This window comes from Niallia circulans (genome assembly GCF_007273535.1).
GTDB classification, from domain to species: domain Bacteria; phylum Bacillota; class Bacilli; order Bacillales; family Cytobacillaceae; genus Niallia; species Niallia circulans_B.
In genome coordinates this window covers 2,904,254-2,920,660 of the sequence record NZ_RIBP01000004.1, presented here as the reverse complement: position 1 = coordinate 2,920,660, position 16,407 = coordinate 2,904,254, and the positions used below count along the sequence as shown (strand labels likewise).

Annotated in this window: 17 protein-coding genes; 4 read left to right on the top strand and 13 right to left on the bottom strand. The window is 37.1% G+C overall.

Annotation, left to right across the window (positions count from 1 at the left end; genetic code table 11):
* Nucleotides 1-84 precede the first annotated feature (84 nt).
* From CEQ21_RS22410 to CEQ21_RS22395, 4 genes are all read right to left on the bottom strand, one after another.
* Nucleotides 85-1,857, bottom strand: coding sequence for a helix-turn-helix domain-containing protein (locus tag CEQ21_RS22410; protein ID WP_185766434.1), 1,773 nt, complete (start codon nucleotides 1,855-1,857; stop codon nucleotides 85-87).
* Nucleotides 1,858-2,026: 169 nt separating this feature from the next.
* Nucleotides 2,027-2,620 carry a cell wall hydrolase gene (locus tag CEQ21_RS22405; protein ID WP_185766433.1) on the bottom strand — a complete coding sequence of 198 codons (594 nt, stop codon included), beginning with the start codon at nucleotides 2,618-2,620 and terminating at the stop codon, nucleotides 2,027-2,029.
* 254 nt (nucleotides 2,621-2,874) lie between these two features.
* A complete protein-coding gene (locus tag CEQ21_RS22400; RefSeq protein WP_185766432.1) occupies nucleotides 2,875-3,171 on the bottom strand; it encodes an antibiotic biosynthesis monooxygenase family protein in 297 nt (98 codons plus the stop codon).
* Between the two features lie 109 nt (nucleotides 3,172-3,280).
* Nucleotides 3,281-4,426 (bottom strand): tetratricopeptide repeat-containing glycosyltransferase, encoded by a 1,146-nt coding sequence (locus CEQ21_RS22395; protein WP_235907307.1) that lies wholly within the window; start codon nucleotides 4,424-4,426, stop codon nucleotides 3,281-3,283.
* 254 nt (nucleotides 4,427-4,680) lie between these two features.
* Between CEQ21_RS22395 and CEQ21_RS22390 the strand changes: the two genes are divergently transcribed.
* Nucleotides 4,681-5,598 (top strand): aldo/keto reductase, encoded by a 918-nt coding sequence (locus tag CEQ21_RS22390; protein WP_185766431.1) that lies wholly within the window; start codon nucleotides 4,681-4,683, stop codon nucleotides 5,596-5,598.
* Nucleotides 5,599-5,645: 47 nt separating this feature from the next.
* Here the strand turns inward: CEQ21_RS22390 and CEQ21_RS22385 are convergent, their stop codons facing one another.
* From CEQ21_RS22385 to CEQ21_RS22370, 4 genes are all read right to left on the bottom strand, one after another.
* The gene (locus CEQ21_RS22385; protein ID WP_185766430.1) at nucleotides 5,646-5,972 is read right to left on the bottom strand and encodes a YnfA family protein; all 327 of its coding nucleotides are present in this window, start codon (nucleotides 5,970-5,972) and stop codon (nucleotides 5,646-5,648) included.
* A 148-nt stretch (nucleotides 5,973-6,120) separates the two neighbouring features.
* Entirely contained in the window at nucleotides 6,121-6,258 is a 138-nt protein-coding gene (locus tag CEQ21_RS22380; RefSeq protein WP_185766429.1) for a hypothetical protein, read from the bottom strand.
* 615 nt (nucleotides 6,259-6,873) lie between these two features.
* Nucleotides 6,874-7,752 carry a DMT family transporter gene (locus CEQ21_RS22375; protein WP_185766428.1) on the bottom strand — a complete coding sequence of 293 codons (879 nt, stop codon included), beginning with the start codon at nucleotides 7,750-7,752 and terminating at the stop codon, nucleotides 6,874-6,876.
* Between the two features lie 164 nt (nucleotides 7,753-7,916).
* A complete protein-coding gene (locus CEQ21_RS22370) occupies nucleotides 7,917-8,558 on the bottom strand; it encodes a DUF4272 domain-containing protein (protein WP_185766427.1) in 642 nt (213 codons plus the stop codon).
* A gap of 188 nt (nucleotides 8,559-8,746) precedes the next feature.
* Here CEQ21_RS22370 and CEQ21_RS22365 point away from each other — a divergent pair, with 188 nt between their 5' ends.
* Nucleotides 8,747-9,256, top strand: a complete 510-nt coding sequence (locus CEQ21_RS22365) for a hypothetical protein (RefSeq protein WP_185766426.1) — start codon at nucleotides 8,747-8,749, stop codon at nucleotides 9,254-9,256.
* A gap of 197 nt (nucleotides 9,257-9,453) precedes the next feature.
* Here CEQ21_RS22365 and CEQ21_RS22360 read toward each other — a convergent pair whose 3' ends face one another.
* From CEQ21_RS22360 to CEQ21_RS22345, 4 genes are all read right to left on the bottom strand, one after another.
* Nucleotides 9,454-10,434, bottom strand: a complete 981-nt coding sequence (locus tag CEQ21_RS22360; RefSeq protein WP_185766425.1) for a DUF3231 family protein — start codon at nucleotides 10,432-10,434, stop codon at nucleotides 9,454-9,456.
* Nucleotides 10,435-10,602: 168 nt separating this feature from the next.
* A complete protein-coding gene (locus CEQ21_RS22355) occupies nucleotides 10,603-11,037 on the bottom strand; it encodes an NUDIX domain-containing protein (protein WP_185766424.1) in 435 nt (144 codons plus the stop codon).
* Nucleotides 11,038-11,058: 21 nt separating this feature from the next.
* Entirely contained in the window at nucleotides 11,059-11,607 is a 549-nt protein-coding gene (locus CEQ21_RS22350; RefSeq protein WP_185766423.1) for a GNAT family N-acetyltransferase, read from the bottom strand.
* 243 nt (nucleotides 11,608-11,850) lie between these two features.
* On the bottom strand, nucleotides 11,851-12,177 hold the full coding sequence (locus tag CEQ21_RS22345; RefSeq protein WP_185766422.1) for a hypothetical protein: 327 nt from the start codon (nucleotides 12,175-12,177) through the stop codon (nucleotides 11,851-11,853).
* Between the two features lie 166 nt (nucleotides 12,178-12,343).
* Here CEQ21_RS22345 and CEQ21_RS22340 point away from each other — a divergent pair, with 166 nt between their 5' ends.
* Entirely contained in the window at nucleotides 12,344-13,360 is a 1,017-nt protein-coding gene (locus tag CEQ21_RS22340) for a Gfo/Idh/MocA family protein (RefSeq protein ID WP_185766421.1), read from the top strand.
* Nucleotides 13,361-13,390: 30 nt separating this feature from the next.
* Here CEQ21_RS22340 and CEQ21_RS22335 read toward each other — a convergent pair whose 3' ends face one another.
* Nucleotides 13,391-14,026 carry a C40 family peptidase gene (locus CEQ21_RS22335; RefSeq protein WP_185766420.1) on the bottom strand — a complete coding sequence of 212 codons (636 nt, stop codon included), beginning with the start codon at nucleotides 14,024-14,026 and terminating at the stop codon, nucleotides 13,391-13,393.
* 77 nt (nucleotides 14,027-14,103) lie between these two features.
* Between CEQ21_RS22335 and CEQ21_RS22330 the strand changes: the two genes are divergently transcribed.
* Entirely contained in the window at nucleotides 14,104-16,293 is a 2,190-nt protein-coding gene (locus tag CEQ21_RS22330) for a diguanylate cyclase (protein WP_185766419.1), read from the top strand.
* The last annotated feature ends 114 nt before the right edge of the window (nucleotides 16,294-16,407 follow it).

Below are 16,407 nucleotides of genomic sequence, written 5' to 3'. Positions count from 1 at the left end.
TATCCAAACCAGACAAAATAACGCTGGTATTTTTGTCTGGTTTGGATAGTGCGTCGATTCAATTAGATGATTTTCGACATTTGTCTACTGTCTTCCAATCCCTTTTTTCACGTATTCATACAAATAAATAGCAAGCTGCAACTCAAACATGTCCTTGCCTTCTAAGCTTTTAAGTCCCAAGATTTCCTTCACGTTTTGCAGCCTGTATTTAATCGTATTTAAATGTACAAAACATTGTTTTGCTGTCAGTGTCATATTCTGTTTATTTTCCATATAAACCGTTAACGTTGACAGTAAATCCGTACTATGTGTCCTGTCATACTCAATAAGCAGGCCGATTGTACTATTCACATACTCATAAAGCTCCGCTTGGTCTTGTTTTATAAATAACCGGTAAATACCAAGCGATTTATAGGAAAGGATAAGTAAATCCTTGCCATTTGCTTTTATATAATCAGAGCAAATTTTTGCTTCACGGTGAGAGCTTTGAATTTCATTTATCTGCATAAATACTCTTCCAACGCCGACATGAAATTCAAAATGGATTAAATCAGCTAGTTTCGCCTTTAAATCTTTAAAGAAGCTGTAGAATATTTCGATGATTTCCTCCTCTGTTTTTCGATCATGGATCATCACAAGCACATCGTATTCCATATTTTTTTCCGATACGAGCACTTTATAATTCAGTTTCTTTATCTCTCGGAATAACAAGCGGTGGAAATGCTGTTTTTTTACGTTCAGCTCTTCAAATTCGAGGAGCTGGTTTGGAATTTGAATATTAATGCATAGATACCGATAGTTGTCTGACAGACCAATAATGTTTTTTTGCGGACCAGAAAAGAAATCAAATCTTTGGCTTAAAAGCTGATCTAATAAATAGCCTTCATATTTATAGTAGTCAGAAAGCAGCCTTTCCTGGCCGATAATTTCCCGTGCAAATATATTGTTGGCAAGGTCGATTGCCAGTAAATCTAAAGTATCAAGATTATCTGCTCCGTCGCTAAATATGGCTAGCAGTCCAATAATAATCCTTGCATCTGTTTTTATTGGGATAAGCGTTAACTTTTCTTCTTGGCAATACAAGCTGCCGTCTTTAGGCATATCTTCCTTATAAAGAGTGATAATCTTTGCTTTTTTAACTGTACCTAATTCCTCTGAGTTTGGTGAAGAGGCAGACAGAAGGTCAAAAAACTCATTGTACACACACACCTCTTCTTCAATAAGCAGTGATAAGGTATTAGTTATCTCAGCTAATCCCTTTTGGTTAATGGACGCTGTTGCTAGCTCTGCATGGATCTTTTTGGAGCGCTCTGTATCAGCAAAAAACTTCGCATTTTCAATTGCAATGCTTGCTTGAGCAGCAAAAGTTTCTAACAAAAGCAAATGATGCTCTGTGAAATGCACATCCTCTGAAAAACTGTCGATTGTCAATACGCCAATACATTCGTCTTTAGACAGAAGGGGAGCACAAATGGTGCTGACAGGATGATAACGAAAAGCTCCAACTGCCTTTTGAAACAGACTTTTATTATTTCCTCTTATATTTTCCATGCCTCTTTCTGTTTCTTGGACATGACTGAATATTTGTCCTTTTTTACTCAAAAAGGTTTTGCCTGTCATCCCTTCACCAGGGTGTAGCTTTATTTCCTGCAAATACGAAAGCTCAACACCAACACCGTTTTTTGCGACAAGTTTGCCTGAGCGCTTGTCATACACAAACAGCAGAATCGCATCCGCTCCATCTATTACATTTAACGTCTCATTTATTAATTGCTGCAGTACCTCATCTAAATCCAATGTAGAGGTAAGTGCTTGAGCAGCATTAATCAAACTCATAAGTTGTTTATCTTTATTCAATGATGATTCCTCCAGCCAGCACTATTTCAGTCTATATATTGTAGAATACAACAAAATATTCTCACAATAAATAGTGGAAATCGTTGTATAGCGTTTTCGGTTTTGCAAATCCTAAAAAGAGGAACAAAAAACACCACTCCGAATATGGAGTGATGCTCATTTTTGTCTATTATTTAGCGAAAGTATGGTTCCCGATTTTCGTTGTCACTTTACGAGAAAGAATCCAGTCACTTGTTGATGTTTTAGGATTATAGAAGTATAAAGAACCTTGACTTTGACCTCTTGATGCAATTGCTTCTGTTACTGCTTTTTTCGAATCTGCGTCTGCAGCATTGTTAATCGTTCCGTTTTGCACTGGTGTAAAGGCATAATATCCGCTATCCTTTTGATAGATAACTGCTTTAATAGTGTCAGGGAAATCAGCGTTATCCAATCTGTTCAAAATAACCGTTGCAACTGCCACTTTTCCTGCATATGGTTCGCCTTTTGCTTCTGCTGAAACAAGACGTGCCATTAAATCCTTATCCGCTGCGGAAATAGTAGAAGCGGGAATAGTAAGAGTTTGACCAGTATAAATCATGTTGCTTGTTGCTTTATTCGCGCTTTTTATGCTGTTAGCTGATACACCGAAATTTTTTGCAATGATCCAATACGTTTCGCCACTTTTCACGACATGATTAGAAGCGGCTTTTGATTGTGTATTAAACCCGAATAGAGATAGGGCAATAATTGAAACAACAAGAAGTTTTTTTAAGTTTTTCATAGATGATTAGCCTCCTAAGACTACGTTTTTAATACTCTAGTAGATTAACAGATGTAATATAGTTATACATGTACCAAATTTTAGGTATTCGGAAGCTAACACTATTCATGCTTGCTATATAAGTGACTGTTTTGTCTAGTTAGGAAGGCATTACCAATAAAAAATCCTCAAAAACTGCTTTTTTCTCTAACTATTACAGGATTATTACAGCGTTATTGCAGGATTAACGACTTTATTTTAACTAATAGTATTAATTATGTAGGATAAACCTTTGTAAAATGCTCTACTGTCGGAAATGGTTCATAAAAGTGATGAAGCAGCTTCTTCCATTGTTCATATTCTGCGGATTGTCTAAAGCCTATCGTATGATCCTCAAGTTCCTTCCATCTGACCAGTAATAAATATTTCCCCTTAGCCTCCAAACAGCTTTGTAATTCATGCTCGATATAACCTTCCATGCTACCAATAATTTGGGACGCATCCTTAATGGCCTGTTCAAAGCTTTGTTCCATTCCTTCCCTTACTTGAAGCATAGCAGCTTCTAAAATCATGCTAGTTCCTCCTATCTTTACTGATGTAATTCTTTTCTACACCAGTTGGAAAATTCCTGCTGTGTGTTACTAAATAAGAAAAAGACACTGACTTTCCCGCAGTGTCTTTTTAATGGGATTGATAAAATTTATTTGTTTCGCTTAACCACTGTTGCATATTTGCCGGCAGTTTATCCTGCCTTTCCAGCAAGCTGTTTAATGCTTTTAAGCCAATCTCTCTTTTTTCTTCTATATAATAAGCGGCTATCGCTAGCTCATAGTCAAACAAATAGTCATGAACAGGAAAATCAACAAACAGCAGATCATCGACAGGAAAGGAAATTGCTTTTCCTTCTGCTGCATACAACAAGCATATATGATAGTGCTTATTTTCTCGATGGATTCTGGCGAGATGATAAATTGCTTCGCCTCTTGATGGCCGAAACTCCCATGCTCTTTGTAAATGAAGCAAAGCTAGCGACAGAAAACGGTCTGCCTTTTCTCCTACTGGAAAATACATCGAAAGCTGTTCATATGCTAGACCTATCTTATGCATACTATAGTAGATTTCTTCCTCCCAGCCACCTTCCTTTATGCGCTTTTGATATGCCTCAATCGCATTGTCCCATTCCTGCAAATCATAGTAGGTTTGTGCTAAATAAAATAAATATCTCTGTTTCAAATGCTTGTCATTTTCGTTATTGTTAATGGCTTCCTCTAATAATCTTTTGTCTCTTTCGAACTTATCCTGTTTGCTTCCGCCATCTTCTTTATCTAGAATATACAGGGTTGTCAGCTTGCCAATCTCGACAATTTCAGAAACATCTCTTTTCATTTCCCAATACTCATGTGTCACACCGACAGATTCCCATTGCTTCCTTGCACTAACTAATCTCGTATTCCAATATTTTAAGGAATTGTTCATTTGCATCACTAAATATTGATCTGCTGCTAATTCCTTTTTCGTAAAACCTGCCTCTACTTGCAAAATCATGTCTGCATCGAGTAAAAGGATATAATCGGAATCAGGATATGTCTGTTGGGCAAGCTTAACAGACAGTGTTCTATTATATCCAAAATTCTGAAATGGAGTATGATGCACCGTGCAGTTCTTGCCATTAACATTCGCCCAGTTTTTAATTATTTGAACAGTGCCGTCTGTTGAGCCTGTGTCACAAATCGATAAACAATCAATAATGGGAGCGGCAGAATCGAGACATCTTTCTATAATCCGGGACTCATTTTTGACAATCATGCAAAGTGTTATATTCTTCATGGTATTTCCTCCTCTACTTGCGGTACGATTCATTACCTGTCACAAATATAGTATGATTTAAGCTTTTTTTTGGCAGGACGAGTATCTCTATAGTCTCTATTTTTCCTTATCCATGAAATCTTGAAAGTTGACGGTGAAATCGCTCTCATTTATAATTCAATTTAGGCTTAGAGGTGATTTTGCCAAATCTTGCACATCTAGCAAGGTAAAAACCTAGATTAATTTTTTAGGATAACCATAAAGGGGGATAAAACATGAGAACCATGAAGCTAGGAGCAAGCAGTTTAGAAGTTCCAGTCGTTTCGGTTGGCTGTATGCGCATTAACTCACTTGAAAAACCAGAGGCAGAGCGTTTTGTACAAACGGCACTAGAGCAAGGTGCAAACTTTTTTGACCATGCTGATATATACGGTGCAGGAAGCTGTGAGGAAATTTTTGCTGATGCAATACATATGAATGCAGATGTTCGCGAAAAAATCATTTTACAATCAAAATGCGGAATTCGCAAAGGCATGTTTGATTTTTCTAAAGAACATATTCTTGACTCTGTGGACAACATACTCAAAAGGCTGAACACAGACTATCTTGATGTTCTTCTGTTGCACCGCCCTGATACACTTGTTGAACCAGAAGAAGTAGCTGAGGCTTTTGACATTCTGGAAAGCGCGGGGAAAGTCCGTCATTTTGGTGTATCCAATCAAAACCCTATGCAAATTCAGCTATTACAAAAGTTTGTCAAACAGCCGATTGTTGCAAACCAGCTTCAATTGAGCATCACGAACTCCACGATGATTTCAAGTGGCTTTAATGTGAATATGGAGAATGATGCAGCAGTTAATCGTGACGGAGGAATTCTTGATTTTTGCCGACTTCATGATATAACAATTCAGCCATGGTCTCCATTCCAATACGGATTCTTTGAAGGAGTATTCCTGGATAACGAGAAATTCCCTGAATTGAATCAAAAAATCAATGAAATCGCTGAAAAATACAGTGTCAGCAACACAACAATCGCGATCGCATGGCTATTACGCCATCCTGCAAAAATGCAGCCAGTGATCGGCACAATGAATGAAACAAGATTGAAGGACTGCATTAAAGCAAGCGACATTCATTTATCGCGTCAAGAATGGTATGACATCTTCCGTGCAGCAGGAAATATCCTTCCATAATAAAAAAGACAGCTTCTGTTAAGGAAGCTGCCCTTTTTTTGTGCTCATTATGATCTGGGAGCAAATAAGATAATACCTGCACCAATTAAACATACTAAAGCACCTATCCAATCATATAAATCAGGCGTTTTTTTATCGATGCCCCAGCCCCAAAGCACAGACAGAATAATAAACACGCCCCCGTAGGCTGCATAAACCTTGCCGAAAGACGGGAACGTTTGAAATGTTGCTATCACTCCATATAATACTAAAGCAATTGCACCAAATATCCCGAAATGAAGCGGTTTTCCCTCTCTTAACCATATCCAAATCAGATAGCCACCACCAATTTCAGCAAGCCCAGCAATCAAAAACATCATAATAGAATAAAACATAAAGAGATAACTCCAATAACAGTTTAAATTTTTAATAGCGCCTAATTTGTATATTCCCACAGCGCCTTCCCTTAAAAATTATGATGGAAAATGAGCCTAACTTCAATAAAAAACCCACATTCTCATTAAAATGTGGGATTGATACTACTTATTCACTTCGGTCGTCTGTATCTTCCTTTAAAGGATTCTTTAATATTTGTTTAATTTCGCCAATATCGCCTTTTGCATTTATAATCTCAAAGATCTGATTTAAGCCTTCACTTGTTGTATCTTCTTGTTTACTCATTACTATACCTCCTTTATCCTTTCTGTATTTTTAGCTTTGACAGAAATTTTATGTAGTAGCAGATAAATAAAAAGCCATAAAAGGAGCGGTAGTCCCCGTCCTTTTATGGCTAAAATACAATAGTGATAAGCATAAATAGGCATTTTATTCTTATCTCTCTTTATATCGTCCATAATCAGTAATTATTTAGTTCTTTAGTATGATAAATGTAGCAATCTCCAACTTGTATAGAGTATAGCAATAGATTACATGCTGTTTCCGCGCTAGTCTCTGTTCTTGAACCATAAAAGCAACTAACTCCATGAATTCTTATTATTTGGCTTGAAAGCCTTGCTGCAGTAGCACCTGCACTAATCCAACAAGTACAATTTTTTATAGCGATTGCGGTTTTCTGTTATTCTTATTATTCAACATATGCTATCGTTTTAAAACGACAGGTTGCTGGTAAGTGAGCAAGATGCTCTTCTGCATAAGACAATCAAGAGTTAAGCTGAAGCAGATTAGGACAAATTCCCACGCAACCCCTTTTAATAAACCGCTTACAACTGATCGTTTGTTCATTCAGCTCTTGAGTAAGATAACAAGAGTTTCCTTCTTTTACGTGTTTTTTTTCCATTATTGTAGTCCTTTATCCACTCTTCGCCCTTTAAAATCGACAATGCCAATCAGCATAATCGATGCCAAAAGAATGGCTGCACCAATGATGTTTAAGAGTGTCAATTCAACTGGAAAAAACGGGTAGGAGACAAATGCGAGCAAAACTGGGCTTGAGGCTCTCATAATGTTGGCTATGGAAAATCTAATTCGTTTCAATGCTTCATACAGAAACAATGTTCCTAAGAAACCTGTCATAAGGGAAGCAATTGCTGTAAACGAAACACCACTTTGCGTTACATGCCAGCTTGACGGGAAAACCAGCATATAAATTCCAAGTAAAGCCCCTGTCCACATACTATTTGTGAAAAGAATTGAATTGGAATGGATGCCTTTTTCCATGCGTTGTTTCACTAATACATTGCTTAACGCAAAAAAGAAGGTGTACATGATGGCACAAATGATACCTAGAATGGATAAGCTGCCACTGTCCTTCGGTGCAATAAACAAAAAGGTGCCGCCAACTGCAATCAGAACAAGCAACCACTCGATTTTTGAAATATTTTCTTTCAACATAAAGAACGATAACAGCACGGCAAACACGGTATAAAACCTACCTAAAAAACCGATTTGAACAGGAGAAAGTAAACTTAAACTAACATACATAAGTAATACACCCATTACATTACAGCAAGACAAAATAGTCATATCCTTTGACACATAAAATCTGACAGGACGCTTTAGCAAATGTCCCCAAATATAGCAGGCAAAAATGATTGTGCAGGCATTAATGAAAGCGGCAGTGCTCGCAGATATAGTCTGCAGACCAAACTTAGCAATCAACGGCCCAACACCCATCATTAATATGGAGGCAGTATTATACATATATCCTTTCAGCAATTGTTAACCTCCTGTATCTGATTATTCTTTTTCTCAATGGCTAGTATTATTTTATGAATGAACAGAAGGATGGTTCTTTCATAGCACCATTCGTTCTCTTCCCTCGCCTTATTTCCCTTGTAAGTGGAAAAATCCAGCTGACATGTAGCCACCTGGATCACTTTTTAAGTATCCGTACTTATTTCTTCCCATTCCTGATCCATATAGTGCACAAGCCAATTAAAAGCATAATGCCTTTCATATACAACCCCTTCATCTAATGCAGCAGGAATGTCAGTACCATGCAGTTGAGCATTACGGACAGCCCAATGAGCACGATATATAAAGTCTAATTCATCGAGAATGATGCTTTTTTCTTTAACAGTAGCCTTGTTTAGTAGGTCATCCCTCGAACTGTTCAGAACAACATCTAACAACAGATCAACATCACATGTTTTATCAGGAGAATTTAATTCGGGGACAAGACCTACAGACCATAATAGCACCCATATACTTTCTAATTTCCATGAAAAATTAATTTTGGCCTGCTCATTTGTGATTTCAGACTCCATGAATTGCCGTTCTTCATTCGTAAAAAGCTTATTTGCTTGATAGTCCTCAACCGCTTCTGCCAAATACTCATCAGGTGCTTCGAGTGCTTTAGCAGCAGTTATCGTTAAAGGGATTATTCGGTTAATAATTTCCACCTTGGAACGAATAAGTACATCTGGTTCAGCCTCTACATATGGTAAGTGTTCGTTTACCGGCACATTTATACGTATTAATTCCTGTTCTGACCTCGTTTTACGCAGCTTTTGGCTCGTCATTTTATCACAACCTTATATAACATTTTTTCCCTTCTTTTTTTATTTCAACATGCAGGTTACATTTTCCTTTTTCAACAGAAAAAAAGCAGTTATCCTTGGCAATGAATAATAACTGTAAATAACAACAAACTATATATACATGTACATAAGATTAATGCCTGCTTGTTTTAGGTGATAGGAGGAAAAAAATGCATCTTCTACTTTCCATAACACTGATATTAGTATGTTATTTCAGGAAGGATTGGAAAAAAATCCATACCTATCACCTTACTTTGATGTATATAATCATTTGTGACTTACTATATAATCTTCTCTGCCGAAATAAACCTCTATGGAGATATACGCCTGATATTTTTCATCATTATCCGATATTAGTGGACATACTGCACAGTTTTATTAATCTACCTGCGATAGCACTGCTATACTTGGCGAACTACCCTTTTGAAGGGAACAATGTCATCCAAAGCAAATATATTATCAAATGGATCATATGCTCTTTTTTAGTAGAATCGGTCTTTTTATATTTTAAGCGGATTGAATTGATAAACGGCTATGAAGTATGGATGGAGATTCCTTTTTACAGTACGATGTACGTAATGCTTCGTTTGCATCATAAACGACCATTCCTATCTTATTTTCTGTCTGCACTAATCATTATCTTTTTATTATTTGTGTTTAAAATACCATTGAGATCATAACAGGAACGATTCCCAATTTACATTCTTATAGACCTATACATAAGACAAGTCATCCTACATAATGTCACTTAGGTTACAAATACAAAAAGATTTTAGTATGACTTGGTGCTTTAATAGACAGCATATGACTTCTAGTTCTTTATGGAAGATAGCCTTTACTATTTTTGTCACAAAGGACCAAATCTGCCCTATTGTTTTCAAAGTTCCATTTTTGGGGGTTCCTCCATCCAGCCCTTTTCCATCATTAGCTTAGCTCCTTCTAATGTATATTCAAAGGCATCTTTCGCAAAAATGGCTGATTTTGCAATAATATCATTTCGCAATGTAAAAGCCGAGCTGAAACCTTGTCCGCCGATGCTGAAGCCTCCTAACAAATATGTACAATATAGCATTAATCGTTCTGAGAAAGGGGCATCAACCGAGGAAGTCAGCACACCTCCAGGCATTGTTGGAGAGGGAATATTGTTCTCTAATAGTATTTTCTCCGTTCCTTGCAATATTTCCTCTGAAATTTGCTGTCCCTTAGTGAAATATTGCTTTGCCTCTTTATCCTTCGAGCATTGTGCAAATGCCTTCATCAGCTGCATGCCGAAAAGATTTGTTTCAACAGAATGATAAAGGAGTCCATATTCCACCGTATTTAATTGCCTTTTTTGGCCAAGAAGATTGGTTCCTTTCATATACGATGTATCTGTGATGAAATCAATGGAGCTCGGCAGCTTTATTGTCGTCGGCAGCTTAGAGAAACCGTTTTTAAGTAAATAATCGGTAAAATGGTGATAATATAAATGAGTAATCTCAGTCAGTTCGCGATAAAAGTTAATAATTTCTGCTCGGTAAGAAATCGTCGTATGAAGGACATACATCCCCATGCTTATTTCCTTTAAAATACGGCAGAACATGATATCAAAACCGTTTGTAAATAATGCTTGAGCATTCTCATGAAAGTCTTCCTTAGTAAAGCCAGCTGGTTTAGCTGCTCCAGCCTTTTCCATGATAATTTCCATTTCAATAACTTTTTTTTCAAGCTTTTCATATAATCCACTCATTAATGTCTTTGCTTTATGATCTTCTGCGTGTTGAATTAGATGCTCTAAAATTCGTAGTATCATTGTTTTTTTATGATAAGTTGTCCATAATGCACCAAATTCTACAGAGGTTAATTTATCACTATTCATGTGTTTCATGCTCCTTCAAAACTCTGGAAATTTTTTCGTTATCATTAGTATTTGTTGCCTAAACAATTCTATACCAGTTTTTTCAACAGCAGTATGAGGAATAATTATATTCATTGTCTAGACTTTACAAGCAATGACCTACCATCGCCTTTTAAGAAAACTAACTTACTACATCATTTTCTGTACGGCTTTTTTTATTGCCCAGACATGGTGTGCATGAAACAACAGTGACTGACTATCTTTCACATTAATCCATTTCATACTATATTCAGTTTCCGTCGGATTTTGCGCTTGTTTCCCTATTGATGTTCTGTAGAAGTAGCCATCATTATAAATTGGTTTATTTTGAAAGGAAGTAAAGTAGTTGCCTGCATTGCCAATGTACTCCGCTTTTTCAACTATATATCCGGTTTCCTCAAGCACTTCTCTTGTAAGGCTCTCTTGATTAGATTCTCCCATTTCAACGCCTCCCCCAGGCAAAAAATAATGACCATGAGAGTTTAACACTGTCATAACCTTTCCTTCTAACAGAATTACTGCATATACACCTTTTCGATAGCGATATTGGCTGTCCGTTCTTTTTTCCCCGAATATTTCTTCCAATTTGCTTTCTCCCTTACCGTTTTAAGCATGTCTTGCCATGACAACCGTATTGTAAAAACAGCCATCCGCAAGCAACTTATCGTTTTTTAATACACCTTCTACTTCAAAGCCATGTTTTTTATACAAACGAATCGCATTTTGATTTATTTCAAGAACATGTAAGGAAAGCTTTTTCAAGCCTATACATTCCGCCCAATGGATGGACTTCTTAAGAAACAGACTGCCAATTCCGTATCCCCAATAATCCTTTAAAACACAAACACCAAATTCCGCCTTATGAGACATTCGCTTGAGATCGCTGCCTTCGCATCTTGAAAAGCCAACAAGCTTTCCTTTTGTTTCTGCCACTAAAAACAAATTGTTTTTAGCATGGATATCTTTCTCAATCACCTTTAAGAAAGCTTGCCCGTCTAAATAACCTTCGCCTTTTTCCCTGTCCAGATTTTCTGTTTCCCCATCAATTTGCAGCCTCAAGACCGATAGGCTTTGAGCATCTTTTGGTTTAGCTGCTCGTATGTAAAAGGTTGCGTTATTTCTTTGAAATTGCACTTCCTCTGTTTTTTCATTCATAAACCAATCCCCCTTTATTTTATTTCTTAAAAAAACTAAAAAGACTCCTGAGTGCAGAGTCTTCTTGTGCTTTGTCTTAAGCAAGTACTTTAACAAGAACTAAGCAGGTCTATACGAAAGTTCTCCTTAAATGAGGCGTGTTGATAAACACCTAATTTTAAGAATTTACCAATCATGTAAAATTGATACAATACTATCACTAAATTCTTAATAAAGACAGAAGACTGTCCCAATCAGACAGCCTCACTCTTGCTTCTCCATTATTTGTTCACGAATATGTTCGAGTTCCTTTAAGGACAGCTTATTCAATGATTTTTTTATTTCTTCCTCGACAACCTTCCTGTTGCTTTCCTTATATTCATCCCACCATTCCTTAAGACCTTCTGTGTTATCAAGTAAGTATGTAACATCTATTTCCTCCACTTCATCGTCCGAAATATAATTCATAACTGCGGCTAGCATTCGATTTAACTCTGCTATTTGATCTTTGTTGCTTTCTTTATTAAGCGGTACAACATTTGACTCTCTATCTGTTGTCACATCTGGTGCAGCTTCTGTTTTCTTTGGCATAGTCAGCCTCCTTGGCTTTTTTATGTAGTATTGCCCTTACGCTATTTTCTATGGATGATTTTTTGTATTTTCACTCCAAAATTCCTGTTCCCAGCAGGGCAGAAATTCGTTATACTCAATTTATGTAAACGCTTTAATAACTTTGAAGAAAGTGCAGGTGTTGCGCTTGGTTAATCATAAAATTGTCGTTGCCGGCTGTGGAGGAATGTCTCATACTTGGATTGAATATGCCTTACAGCGTAAAAACGCTGAGATTGTTGGACTCGTAGATTTACAAATAGAATCTGCAGCAGCATTAGCCAATAAATTTCAACTGGATGTGCCTGTGTTTTCAGATATAACAGAGGCCATAAAAAATACTGGCGCAAATTTAGTGTTTGATATCACCATTCCAGCAGCCCATCCAACGATTGTATCTGCTGCATTAAAGCTTAACTGTCATGTGTTTGGCGAAAAACCGATGGCAGAAACACTCGACGCAGCGAAAGACTTAGTCCTTGCATCCGAACTATCTGGTAAAAGATACACGGTAATGCAAAATAGACGGTATAACAGACAAATACGAGCCTATCAGGAGCTGCTCCAATCCGGGGTAATCGGGCAGGTTGGCTCCCTTCATGCTAGCTTTTTTCTTGGTCCCCATTTTGGCGGCTTTCGGGACATCATGGATAATCCGTTAATTGTCGATATGGCCATACATACTTTTGACCAAGCACGGTTTCTTCTTCAGGCTAATCCAGTGTCCGTCTATTGCCATGAATATAATCCAAAAGGCTCCTGGTATAAAGGCAACGCATCAGCTATTTGTATTTTTGAAATGGATGACGGCTCGGTATTTACGTATAACGGTTCTTGGTGTGCAGAAGGTCTTCACACCTCCTGGGAATCTGATTGGCGTGCAACCGGAAGCATAGGGAGCGCCGCTTGGGATGGTATAAACAACCCATATGCTGAAACAATAGATCCTTCTAATGAGGCTGGTTTTCTTTTCCCAGTCAAAAAGCAAATTTTTGCAGGAAGCTGGAACGGTCAAGAAGGTCATTGGGGCTGCCTTGATGAAATGTTTGCATCAGTTGAAGCAAATAGAAATGCAGAAACGGACTGCAGAGATAATTTAAAAAGCATGATGATGGTTTTTGGAGCTGTTGAGAGTGCCAAAAAAGGAGAAAAAGTTTATTTTTAAAGCTGGCGGATCATCCCGCCAGCTTTTTTATCAGCTTACCACTTCTTGTTGTTCAAGATTAATAATAATTTCCTTATCCCATAACGAAGTTAGCTGTTTGATATGACTGTCTGTAGAAAAATCCATCGGCATAAGCCCGTTAAGAGGCTTTTTCGGGTGATAAACCCCAAGCGTTTCTAATGTTTCGCCAACAAGCTTGCTGCATGTGTAATCATTGCTTTTGGACGGAATAGAAAAGATCCTTCCTTCGATAACTTCTTCAATCATTTTCCATTCACCTGGGTTTGGAATGCCATGAACCTTTTTAATATAATCATACAGTTTTTCCTCATTAACTGTGTCTTTAAGGAATTGGCGAACTGCATAAACTGGTGGAATATATGGAACAAGATCTGCTCCGTATGTCTTCAAACGATCTAGCAGTTTAACAAGCTTTGGACCAGTTTTGTTATCATGCTCCAAAACATCTTCTAGATTGATTAAAGCAGTAGATTCAAAGAAATATACTTCTCCGTTTGGATCAGGTCTAACAACCATTCCAACATGAGACCATTTACTATGCTCCAGCTTTTCTACAAGTTTACTTATTTGGTATTGGCCGCTAAATAAAACAATGTCGCCGGTTTTTAATGTTTTTTCTAAATCACTATACAAAATACTATGCATTTTTTTCCTCCATTGGTAGAGAGACTATAAAATCATGGTATAATTATACTATTAATTTGCTTTAGAGGAGTTATTTTATGAAAATATTCTCTCAGAATCGTCTTTTGGTTCTTTTTTTATTAGTAGCTGTATTGTTGACACCTGCCCAAAAGGCATTAGCGGGACAACCAATCAGCATAGGGAACAGCTTGGACGAGATTAACATTACAAATAAGACATCCATCTATATTGATTATTACGATAAAATAAATCCAAAAAGTATTCTAGGTAAGCAAAAGGAGTTTAAGCCTTTTGGTGAAACAGACGCTTCTGGTAGCATCAGTACTGCAAGCTACTGGATAAACGTCCCTCTAACCAATTCTTCTTCAAGTGAAAAGGAACTTTTGCTTGAAATTAAAAAGCCTCATTTAAGCTCTGTTACCTTGTATAGAGAAGTAGCCGGTAAGCTTATAGAAGAGGATACAATTGGATATAGCCTGCCATTTGACGTTAGACAAATAAAACATAAGAATTTGCTTTTTCCAATTAAACTTAAGGCAGATGCCGAACAAGATTATTTTCTGAAAATAAAGACAGAAACATTTTTTCAAGCACCAATAGTCCTTTGGGACCCCATAGCCTTTTCAACAAATAACTATCTCAGCCAAACTGGCAATGGTATTTATTATGGAGTCATGATTGCAATGATTATTTACAATTGCTTTTTGTTCTTTTCTTTGCGAGAAAAAACGTACTTATATTATATTCTCTTTGTAATCGGCTTTACGGTCATGCAGTTAATTTGGGATGGATATGCATTCCAATTTCTCTGGGGGGATTTTCCTTGGTGGGCGTTAAGGTCAAATTCGTTCTTTATCATCTTCTCTTCTATATTTGCTTTACAATTTACAAAGCATTTTTTGCAGCTCAACATAGTAGCTCCACTACTTAATAAACTGATTAATTGGGTTGTTGCTGTTGCAGTTGTATCGCTTTTGTCACCATTTATGGTTGCACCTTCTATCGCAACGATGATCAGTACGGTCATTGCAACAGTGTTTGTTGGATTTATTATTGCTATAGCAATCACAGTTAGAGCCACCTCAAGGGAAGCCGTCTATTTCTTAGCAGCATGGGGCTTGTTGGTATTGGGTGTTATCGTTAACTTACTTGCTGCCTATAAGCTTGTACCGCTTTATGCTGTGATACAAAATGGACCAAAAATCGGGGCACTTGCAGAAGTGTTTATCTTATCGCTTGGGCTTGCAGACAAAATTAAAAGGATTAATCTGGAAAAGGAAAAGGAGTCGAAAAAATACTATATCCAATCTCTTCTTCATAATTCCTATAAAAGGATGGAGGAAATAGAAGACACACCTGCTTTAATTGAAAGTGGTTTAAAAACATTGCAGGAGGCAACTAACTTTCCTAATGGGGTGTTTTTGGAGCATGGGCAAGACGGCTGGAACATTTCGGTACAACATGGGCAAACCATTGATGCTAACCAGCTAACTGTTGCAGAAGAGCTTATGAATAAACCACAGTTCTTGGCAAATATTCATAATAATCCATTCGGTATACAAAATGACATTCATTCGTTACTTACTATTCCAGTTAAAGTTGCTAAAAAGGAAGGACTATTCGTTGTTTTTGATGAAAATCAGGGGAAGCTGCAAAATTTTGAAGCGAAAATTATTACAGATTCCTTTGCAGATCAATTCCCGCGCCTATTAACGAAGCTGGAAAACTATCAAAATTTAAAGGTTTCAGCTATGTTTGATCACTTAACAAATTTGTATAATCGAAAGTATTTCTTTGAACAAATAACTGAGCTTTTCCAAATTACAAACAGTTTTCACGACCAGTCTTCCCTATTTTTAATTGATATTGATCATTTCAAAAGTGTCAATGACACATATGGCCATATGATCGGTGATAAGGCGATTGTTTTTGCAGCAAACATCATTCACAAAGTTTGTCATACTAGCGGGATTGTTGGCCGTTATGGAGGTGAGGAATTTATCGTGTTTCTCCCTAATACTTCCCAGCAACAAGCCTTGCTGCTTGCGAAACGACTTGTTGCTGAAATGCAGCAGGAAGAGTTACAGCTAGAAAATAATAGCAGCCTGGCACTTACAATCAGTGTTGGCTTTAGTACAAGTAAACCGGGTAAATCAAATTTGCATCAGCTCATCTTACATGCTGATAATGCTTTATATCAAGCTAAAGAACAGGGTCGAAATCGGGCTGTTGCCTATCAGGAAAAAGTGAGAAGCCAAGTCTATTAACCCCTAGCAAGACACCAGACATCTAACTGGTGTCTTCTTTTTTGTTTTAATTAACGGAAAATTATAACTTATTTACACTTTGCTGTAAAAACCATGCTATTATGTAGGAAATTA

What these genes read in the sequence shown, in the direction of transcription:
- CEQ21_RS22370 (WP_185766427.1), bottom strand. Translation starts at nt 8,558, where the DNA reads ATGACGAGCCAAAAGCTGCGTAAAACGAGGTCAGAACAGGAATTAATA.
- CEQ21_RS22380 (WP_185766429.1), bottom strand. Translation starts at nt 6,258, where the DNA reads ATGAGTAAACAAGAAGATACAACAAGTGAAGGCTTAAATCAGATCTTT.
- CEQ21_RS22360 (WP_185766425.1), bottom strand. Translation starts at nt 10,434, where the DNA reads ATGAATAGTGATAAATTAACCTCTGTAGAATTTGGTGCATTATGGACA.
- CEQ21_RS22330 (WP_185766419.1), top strand. Translation starts at nt 14,104, where the DNA reads ATGAAAATATTCTCTCAGAATCGTCTTTTGGTTCTTTTTTTATTAGTA.
- CEQ21_RS22335 (WP_185766420.1), bottom strand. Translation starts at nt 14,026, where the DNA reads ATGCATAGTATTTTGTATAGTGATTTAGAAAAAACATTAAAAACCGGC.
- CEQ21_RS22385 (WP_185766430.1), bottom strand. Translation starts at nt 5,972, where the DNA reads ATGTTTTATTCTATTATGATGTTTTTGATTGCTGGGCTTGCTGAAATT.
- CEQ21_RS22365 (WP_185766426.1), top strand. Translation starts at nt 8,747, where the DNA reads ATGCATCTTCTACTTTCCATAACACTGATATTAGTATGTTATTTCAGG.
- CEQ21_RS22350 (WP_185766423.1), bottom strand. Translation starts at nt 11,607, where the DNA reads ATGAATGAAAAAACAGAGGAAGTGCAATTTCAAAGAAATAACGCAACC.
- CEQ21_RS22390 (WP_185766431.1), top strand. Translation starts at nt 4,681, where the DNA reads ATGAGAACCATGAAGCTAGGAGCAAGCAGTTTAGAAGTTCCAGTCGTT.
- CEQ21_RS22400 (WP_185766432.1), bottom strand. Translation starts at nt 3,171, where the DNA reads ATGATTTTAGAAGCTGCTATGCTTCAAGTAAGGGAAGGAATGGAACAA.
- CEQ21_RS22405 (WP_185766433.1), bottom strand. Translation starts at nt 2,620, where the DNA reads ATGAAAAACTTAAAAAAACTTCTTGTTGTTTCAATTATTGCCCTATCT.
- CEQ21_RS22345 (WP_185766422.1), bottom strand. Translation starts at nt 12,177, where the DNA reads ATGCCAAAGAAAACAGAAGCTGCACCAGATGTGACAACAGATAGAGAG.
- CEQ21_RS22395 (WP_235907307.1), bottom strand. Translation starts at nt 4,426, where the DNA reads ATGAAGAATATAACACTTTGCATGATTGTCAAAAATGAGTCCCGGATT.